Below are 7,463 nucleotides of genomic sequence, written 5' to 3'. Positions count from 1 at the left end.
CTCCACCTCGACCCGTAACTTCCCGAACCGTCTGGGTACCGGTGCCAACGTCTATCTGGCGTCTGCTGAACTGGCTGCGGTTGCGTCCCTGCTGGGCCGCCTGCCGACGCCGGACGAGTACCAGACCTATATGGCGCAGGTCGACAAGACGGCGGCAGATACCTACCGCTATCTGAACTTTGACCAACTGGGGCAGTACACCGAAAAAGCCGACGGCGTGATCTTCCAGACCGCGGTTTAATTCAGCGTCAATCCCAAGCAGCGGGGCCCTTTCCAGGGCCCCGTTTTTTTATTTTACGTTCAAAGCCTGCCCGCTATTTTTTGAATATTTCTACGTGGATATCTTTGTGATCGCTCTCTTGCCCGGTGGCGGAGATGATGCGATAGAAGCAGTATTTCCCATCCAACCCGCTGAGTTCATTACATTTCTTATCAACCTCTGCGGAAATATATTTATGGCCGACGGTAGGCACGCCGGTCTGCTGAATGGAGAGATCGCCGAGTTTGGTGTAGCTGGCGGATTCTTCAAGGGTGATTTGTTTGGCGGCGAACGCCGATGCAGAGAACATCATGTTCAATGCGACAATGGAGGTTATGTATTTTATGGCACACATCCTGATCGTGGTGATAGGTATGAATAAGGTGAGAACACCACTGGCCGCTGGTGAACATAATTAGAGCTCCTTTATTTAAAAGCTAATCGATATTGAGGGGATGTCAATAAAGCCGCGTCGCGCCAGAAATAAGTAACTTATTGATTTTAATATGAAATTATAATCCCGATAAAATCGTGACATACATCTCCACGGTATCTACATGATTCAAATAAATAACCTGCGAGCGGCGGATTATCGGCAGACTTTTCGCATGGCGGGCATGCGCCGCGCGGCGACGAGGCACCGCTTCGCTTTCCTTAAGGGATCGCGACCGGCGTCTTCCCATCGCCGCCGCAAGCCGCTATATTGCGCGCCGCCAAGGTTTTATTTTGCCGAGTTGCCAACTTTGCGAGCGCTCACTGAGTTAGCAATCAATTTATGTTTACACTAAGAAAAAGGGCTCAGGAGGGCATGCTATGGATTACGAATTTCTGCGTGACGTTACCGGTCAGGTGATCGTCAGATTTTCGATGGGGCATGAAGCGATTGGCCACTGGATCAACGAAGAAGTCAAAGGCGATTTCAACCTGCTGGACCGCATAGAAGCCGGTGCGGCCGAGGTCAAAGGCAGCGAACGTCAATGGCAGCTGGAAGGCCATGAATATACGCTGTTGATGGATGGTGAAGAAGTGATGATCCGCGCCAATCAGCTGGAGTTCGAAGGCGATGAAATGGAAGAGGGGATGAACTACTACGACGAAGAAAGCCTCTCATTCTGCGGCGTTGAGGACTTCCTGCTGGTGTTGAAGGCCTATCGTTCTTTCATGCTGAAATACTAAGCATCAGGGCGCGGCGTGCCGCGCCCTTTCCATCACAGAGGCGGGATATTGCGGCCGTAATAGATTTCCTGCATCTCTTTCCATAACAGATCGGTGATCTGTTTGCGTTCGACGGCGCTCAGCGCTTCCGGTGCCGCGTTGAACAGGTAGTGCTTCAGATCGAAATCCTTCAGCAACATCTTGGTATGGAAGATATTTTCCTGGTAAACGTTCACGTCCATCATGTGGTACAGCGTCTTGATGTCTTCCGACATAAAGTTCTGGATCGAATTGATCTCATGATCGATGTAATGTTTCACGCCGTTCACGTCGCGGGTGAAACCGCGCACGCGGTAGTCCATGGTGACGATGTCGGATTCCAGCTGGTGAATTAAGTAGTTCAGCGCCTTGAGGGGCGAAATGACGCCGCAGGTCGAGACTTCGATATCGGCGCGAAAGGTGCACAGTCCGCCTTCCGGATGGCTTTCCGGGTAGGTGTGTACGCAGATGTGGCTCTTGTCCAGGTGCGCGACGACCGTGTTCGGCAGCGGGCCGGGGTGTTCCGACGTATCGACGTCTTTTGGATCGATCGGCTCTTCGCTGACCAGGATGGTGACGCTGGCGCCCTGCGGCTCGTAGTCCTGACGCGCGATGTTCAGAATATTGGCGCCGATGATTGAGCAGGTCTCGCTCAGGATCTCGGTCAGCCGATTGGCATTATATTGTTCGTCAATGTAGGCGATATAGCCGTCGCGATCGTCCGCGGTCTTGGCGTAACAAATATCGTAAATACAAAAACTCAGGCTCTTGGTCAGGTTATTGAAGCCGTGCAGTTTTAGCTTATGCAATTTGGGCCACCTCCTTTATCTTCTCGCTTAACGTGTTACGTTCAGGGCATTGAGCAAATATTGCGGCAGGGCAAAGCTGCCGACGTGAATTGCCGGGTTGTAATAACGGCAGTGTAGGCCGCTTTGGTTAAAGCGCTGTTGCAGAGTAGGCAGATCGATCTGGCGCAGCGCCGGGTTCTGGCTTGCCCAAGCAAAGGTCATGATGCCGCCGTAATAGGTCGGGATCGCTGCCTGATAGAAGCTGACGTCGCTAAAGTAGCCGCTCAGTTTGGCGTGGCTGTTGATCGCTTCGTCCTGCTGCAGGAAACAGACGCCGTTTTGCGCGACGAAAATGCCGCCCTCATTCAGGCAGCGGGCGCAGCCTTCATAAAACGCTGAGGTGAACAGGCTTTCACCGGGGCCGATCGGATCGGTGCAGTCGGAGATGATCACATCGAAGGTTTCGTCGGTTTGGTTCACGAAGTTGACGCCGTCGTCGATCACCAGCTTGAAGCGCGGATCGTCATAGGCGCCGGCGCTGTGGTTGGGCAGGTATTGGCGGCAGAACTCGACGACGCCGGCGTCGATTTCGACCATGGTGATCTGTTCCACGCCAGGATGCCGGCTGACTTCGCGCAGCATACCGCCGTCGCCGCCGCCGATGATCAGCACTTTCTTCGCCGCGCCGTGCGCCAGCAGCGGCACGTGAGTCAGCATTTCGTGATAGATGAACTCGTCACGCTCGGTGGTTTGCACCACGCCGTCGAGCGCCATCACGCGCCCCAGCACCGGGTTCTCGAAGATCACCAGATCCTGATGATCGGTCTTCTCGCGGTACAGCACCTTCTCTACCGAGAAGTACTGGCCGAAGCCCGTATGCAGCGTTTCGTACCAAATTTCTTTCTGGGTCATGTGCGGGAAACTCCGTAATAACAGCCATGAAAAATCGGCGCAACATCATAGCTAACTCTGCCTGGCGATGCACGGTTGAATTTCAGACAGAGAGAGCGTTAGGCGGGCGGGAGAAGGGGGGAAATTAGTTGGCGTAGGCCAGCAGGCTCAAAGAGTCGCGCGCCAGCGATTTGCATTTTTTAGGCGTTGGAATGGCGATGCCGCTGAGATCGCGGTAGCTGTCTTCGCCCAACGCCTTCATATTGAAGCTGTTGTAGTTGCTCAAATCCCAGCGGTTTTGTTGCGCGAAATAGACGATGGCGCGTTTGATTTGCGCATTTGGCAAATCGTTGTAGCCGCAATCATTTTTCAAATAAATAAATACCGCCGTCAGATCGGCCAGATCTTCCGCCTCGGATTCATTCAGCGCCAGACTGGCGTTGGAGAAGCCCAGCATCGCCAGCAACAGCATCGATAACGTTGTTTTTTTCATCATGAAATAGGCCTGTTTGTCGTTTGCAGACGTTACCACACTTGCCTGTAAAGGCACCAAATTTTATTGCCGCTGGGCGCGGCCTCGCGTTCGTCAATGGCGCTCTCTTGATTGTGAGGCATAGCTTAAAATACCGCCAGGAAAGGCTTGACCTTCCGCCAGGGGGAAGGTTTAGGCTGGCGGCATTGAGTTATGTCACTGAGAAAAGGGAGTCAGCGATGTTACGCCGTGATTTTATTAAATTAACCGCCGCGCTGGGCGCCGCGAGCGCATTGCCGTTATGGAGCCGGACCGCCTGGGCGGCCGATCGGCCGGCCCTGCCGGTACCGCCGCTGTTGATGCCGGACGCGCAGGGAAAGATTGCGCTGGCGCTGCAGGCGGGGGAAACCCGCTGGTTGCCCGGCGCCGCCACCAAAACCTGGGGATTCAACGGCGCGCTGCTCGGGCCTGCGGTGAAACTGCAGCGTGGCCAGCCGGTAACGGTTGATATCAAAAACAGCCTGGCGGAGGCCAGCACCGTCCACTGGCACGGCCTGGAGATTCCCGGTGACGTCGATGGTGGCCCGCAGGCATTGATTCATCCCGGCGCGACGCGCACGGTGAATTTCACCGTCGATCAACCGGCGGCCACCTGCTGGTTCCACCCGCATACGCACGGTAAAACCGGCAGCCAGGTCATGATGGGGCTGGCGGGGCTGGTGCTGCTGGAAGACGAAGAGAGCGCCAAACTGCCGCTGCCGAAAACCTGGGGACAGGATGATATTCCGGTGATCCTGCAGGATAAGCGGCTGGGCAAAGACGCGCAGATCGAATACCGCCTGGACGTGATGAGTGCGGCGGTGGGCTGGTTTGGCGACCGCATGTTCACCAACGGTGCGCAGTATCCACAACATCTGGCGCCGCGCGGTTGGCTGCGCCTGCGTTTCCTCAACGGCTGCAACGCCCGCTCGCTGAATCTGGCGGCCAGTGACAACCGTCCGCTGTATGTCATCGCCAGCGATGGCGGTTTCCTGGCGGAGCCGGTGAAACTGACCGAGCTGCCGATGCTGATGGGCGAACGCTTTGAAGTGCTGGTCGATGCCTCGGATGGGAAAGCGTTCGATATCGTGACGCTGCCGGTGAAGCAGATGGGCATGACGCTGGCGCCGTTCGATCAAACGCTACCGGTGTTGCGCATTCAGCCGTCGCTGGCGCAGGGCATCAAAACCATGCCGGACAGCCTGGTGAAGCTGCCGACGTTGCCTGCCACCACCGGCATCCAGGAGCGTTGGCTGCAGCTGATGATGGATCCGCAGCTGGATATGCTCGGTATGCAGGCGCTGATGGATCGCTATGGTCACCAGGCGATGGCCGGCATGAGCATGAATCATGGCGCGACGGGTGGCGCAGATATGAAAGGCATGGAGAAGGGCGGCATGCAGGGCATGGACCATGGCAACATGGGCAACATGAAGGGCATGGATCATGGCAATATGGCCGGGATGGAGCATGGTGGCGCGCAGGGCAAAGCCAAACCGTTCGATTTCAGCCACGGCAACATGATCAACGGCAAGGCCTTCGATATGACCAAGCCGATGTTCGCCGCCAAACGGGGCCAGTATGAAAAGTGGACCATTTCCGGCGAGGGCGACATGATGTTGCACCCGTTCCACATTCACGGCACCCAGTTCCGCATCTTGTCGGAAAACGGCAAACCGCCGGCGGCGCATCGCAGCGGCTGGAAGGACACGGTGCGCGTCGAAGGGTGGCGCAGTGAAGTGCTGGTGCGTTTTGACCATCCGGCCAGCAGCGAACATGCGTACATGGCCCACTGCCACCTGTTGGAACATGAAGATACCGGCATGATGATGGGCTTCACCGTCGCCGATTGATGGCGGCCCGGTGCTCAAGCGGTGGCGCGCTCGCGTCGCCATCGCCTGGTTCAATGAAAGGAAGCCGTTATACTGATTAAAATATCAGCTACTGAGGAGTGCGTCATGCCGACAAAATTGGATCCCATCGTTTCTGAGTTTGAGACTCAAGAGCAGGCTGATAGCTACGATCGTTGGTTCAGAAGCACCGCGGAATCTTCCATCAATAGCGACTCCCCCCGTATTCCCCATGACGAAGTCATGGCCGGCGCTCGTCACATTATCGAGCAGGCGAAAGCCAAAAGAAAATCGGCCTGACCCTTATGTTAACCGTCAAATGGGCTGACGAAGCAAAAACGGGTTATATACGCCGCTGGCTTTTATCGCTGAGCGAAATCCACTTGCCGCTGAGGCTTTGTTGCAACGCATTGAAGAGTCGGTTATCCCGTTAGCGGAACATCCTTATCTATTCAGGCCAGGCAGGGTGAACGGGACTCGTGAAATGGTTGTTCATCCTAATTACATTGTGGTTTACCGCGTGCTGGCTGCACATATTGAAATAGTGAGTGTCCTGCACGCTCGTCAGGAATACCCTTAATAAAGAAAACTCCCCTGTCCGGGAGAGAGGCAAGTGGTAACGGCCTATGCTAAACTCTGCGCCTTTCTTCCGGCAACTGACCTGAATACTATGAAACACACTGTAGACGTAATGATTTCCGAGCAGGAAGTTAAGACCCGTATCGCCGAACTTGGCCGCCAGATCACCGAACATTACCGCGACAGCGGCAGCGACATGGTGCTGGTCGGGCTGCTGCGCGGCTCCTTCATGTTCATGGCCGATCTCTGCCGCGCGATCGACGTGCCGCACGAAGTCGACTTTATGACGGCCTCCAGCTACGGCAGCGGCATGTCCACCACCCGCGACGTAAAGATCCTCAAGGATCTGGACGAAGACATTCGCGGCAAAGACGTGCTGATCGTGGAAGACATCATCGATTCCGGCAACACGCTGAACAAAGTGCGTGAGATTTTGGCGCTGCGCGGGCCGAAATCGCTGGCGATTTGCACCTTGCTGGACAAGCCTGAGCGCCGTGAAGTGCAGGTGCCGGTCGAATATGTCGGCTTCTCGATCCCGGATGAGTTCGTGGTGGGGTATGGCATCGACTACGCTCAGCGCTACCGTCACCTGCCGTACGTCGGTAAAGTGGTGCTGCTGGACGAGTAATTGATCTGGGGCGCGGCCAGCCGCGCCCGCGGCGGGATTATACGCCCTTATCCTGCTTCAGTTTGGCTATCGCTTTGCGGTAGCCCATCTCCAGGCTCTCGCGGCTGGTCGCCAGCACTTCCATATCGCGCAGGCGGCCGTCCTGAATGCCGTAGACCCAACCGTGGATCATCACCTTCTGGCCGCGCTTCCAGGCGGACTGCATGATGGTGGAGTGGCCCAGGTTGTACACCTGCTCAATGACGTTGATCTTGCACAGCATGTCGAAACGCTGCTCCGGCGGCAGTTCGCCCAGCAGCGAGCTGTGCTTGTACCACAGGTCGCGAATGTGCAGCAGCCAGTTGTCGATCAACCCCAGCTCCGGGTTTTCCACCGCCGCCTGCACGCCGCCGCAGCCCAGGTGGCCGCAGATGATGATGTGTTCGACTTCCAGCACATCTACCGCATACTGCACCACCGACAGGCAGTTAAGATCGGTATGGATAACGAGGTTCGCCACGTTGCGATGGACGAACAGTTCACCCGGCTCGAGGCCGGTCAGGCGTTCGGCGGGAACGCGGCTGTCAGAGCAACCAATCCATAAGAAACGGGGCTTTTGCGCCTGGGCTAAACGTTCAAAAAATTCCGGGTCTTCCTGACTGATATTGGCCGACCAGGCATGGTTGTTGGCGATAAGCTCTTCGATTTCTTTCATGGAGTTTATTGACTCGTAACGAACAGATTGCGTTGGGGTAATATAGGGTAAGCGTCACAATTTGGAAAT

The 7,463-nt window shown here is 55.9% G+C and carries 11 protein-coding genes; 6 read left to right on the top strand and 5 right to left on the bottom strand.

The window, feature by feature from the left end; genetic code table 11:
* Positions 1 to 241, top strand: a 241-nt coding sequence (locus tag HMPREF3138_RS27185) for a hypothetical protein (protein ID WP_246828727.1), incomplete at its 5' end; no start/stop codon positions are given.
* Between the two features lie 73 nt (positions 242 to 314).
* Here the strand turns inward: HMPREF3138_RS27185 and HMPREF3138_RS15900 are convergent.
* Positions 315 to 572, bottom strand: coding sequence for a hypothetical protein (locus tag HMPREF3138_RS15900; protein WP_223294896.1), 258 nt, complete (start codon positions 570 to 572; stop codon positions 315 to 317).
* Between the two features lie 500 nt (positions 573 to 1,072).
* On the opposite strand from HMPREF3138_RS15900, the gene yacL reads away from it, so the two are divergent.
* Positions 1,073 to 1,435 (top strand): protein YacL, encoded by a 363-nt coding sequence (gene yacL / locus HMPREF3138_RS15895; protein ID WP_004937507.1) that lies wholly within the window; start codon positions 1,073 to 1,075, stop codon positions 1,433 to 1,435.
* 32 nt (positions 1,436 to 1,467) lie between these two features.
* Here the strand turns inward: yacL and speD are convergent, their stop codons facing one another.
* From speD to HMPREF3138_RS15880, 3 genes are all read right to left on the bottom strand, one after another.
* Positions 1,468 to 2,262, bottom strand: coding sequence for an adenosylmethionine decarboxylase (gene speD / locus HMPREF3138_RS15890; RefSeq protein WP_038872451.1), 795 nt, complete (start codon positions 2,260 to 2,262; stop codon positions 1,468 to 1,470).
* A 27-nt stretch (positions 2,263 to 2,289) separates the two neighbouring features.
* A complete protein-coding gene (gene speE / locus HMPREF3138_RS15885) occupies positions 2,290 to 3,153 on the bottom strand; it encodes a polyamine aminopropyltransferase (protein WP_038872448.1) in 864 nt (287 codons plus the stop codon).
* Between the two features lie 124 nt (positions 3,154 to 3,277).
* Positions 3,278 to 3,625: a YacC family pilotin-like protein gene (locus HMPREF3138_RS15880; protein ID WP_004937515.1), complete on the bottom strand. Its 348-nt coding sequence runs from the start codon at positions 3,623 to 3,625 to the stop codon at positions 3,278 to 3,280.
* A 218-nt stretch (positions 3,626 to 3,843) separates the two neighbouring features.
* On the opposite strand from HMPREF3138_RS15880, the gene cueO reads away from it, so the two are divergent.
* The 4 genes from cueO to hpt all read left to right on the top strand — a co-directional run bounded on the left by cueO (position 3,844) and on the right by hpt (position 6,700).
* Positions 3,844 to 5,496: a multicopper oxidase CueO gene (gene cueO / locus HMPREF3138_RS15875; RefSeq protein ID WP_038872445.1), complete on the top strand. Its 1,653-nt coding sequence runs from the start codon at positions 3,844 to 3,846 to the stop codon at positions 5,494 to 5,496.
* 105 nt (positions 5,497 to 5,601) lie between these two features.
* Positions 5,602 to 5,793: a type II toxin-antitoxin system RelB family antitoxin gene (locus HMPREF3138_RS15870; RefSeq protein ID WP_038872442.1), complete on the top strand. Its 192-nt coding sequence runs from the start codon at positions 5,602 to 5,604 to the stop codon at positions 5,791 to 5,793.
* A gap of 97 nt (positions 5,794 to 5,890) precedes the next feature.
* Complete coding sequence (locus tag HMPREF3138_RS25665; protein ID WP_369916753.1) at positions 5,891 to 6,073, top strand: type II toxin-antitoxin system RelE/ParE family toxin; 183 nt, start codon at positions 5,891 to 5,893, stop codon at positions 6,071 to 6,073.
* A 90-nt stretch (positions 6,074 to 6,163) separates the two neighbouring features.
* Positions 6,164 to 6,700 (top strand): hypoxanthine phosphoribosyltransferase, encoded by a 537-nt coding sequence (hpt, locus tag HMPREF3138_RS15865; protein ID WP_048234659.1) that lies wholly within the window; start codon positions 6,164 to 6,166, stop codon positions 6,698 to 6,700.
* A gap of 37 nt (positions 6,701 to 6,737) precedes the next feature.
* Here the strand turns inward: hpt and can are convergent, their stop codons facing one another.
* A complete protein-coding gene (gene can / locus HMPREF3138_RS15860; RefSeq protein ID WP_038872439.1) occupies positions 6,738 to 7,394 on the bottom strand; it encodes a carbonate dehydratase in 657 nt (218 codons plus the stop codon).
* Positions 7,395 to 7,463: the final 69 nt, after the last annotated feature.

It is taken from the genome of Serratia sp. HMSC15F11, from assembly GCF_001808215.1.
In the GTDB taxonomy this organism is placed as follows: Bacteria; Pseudomonadota; Gammaproteobacteria; order Enterobacterales; family Enterobacteriaceae; genus Serratia; species Serratia nevei.
The sequence above is the reverse complement of the archived record's forward strand: the minus strand, read 5'-3'. Positions and strand labels throughout refer to the sequence as shown.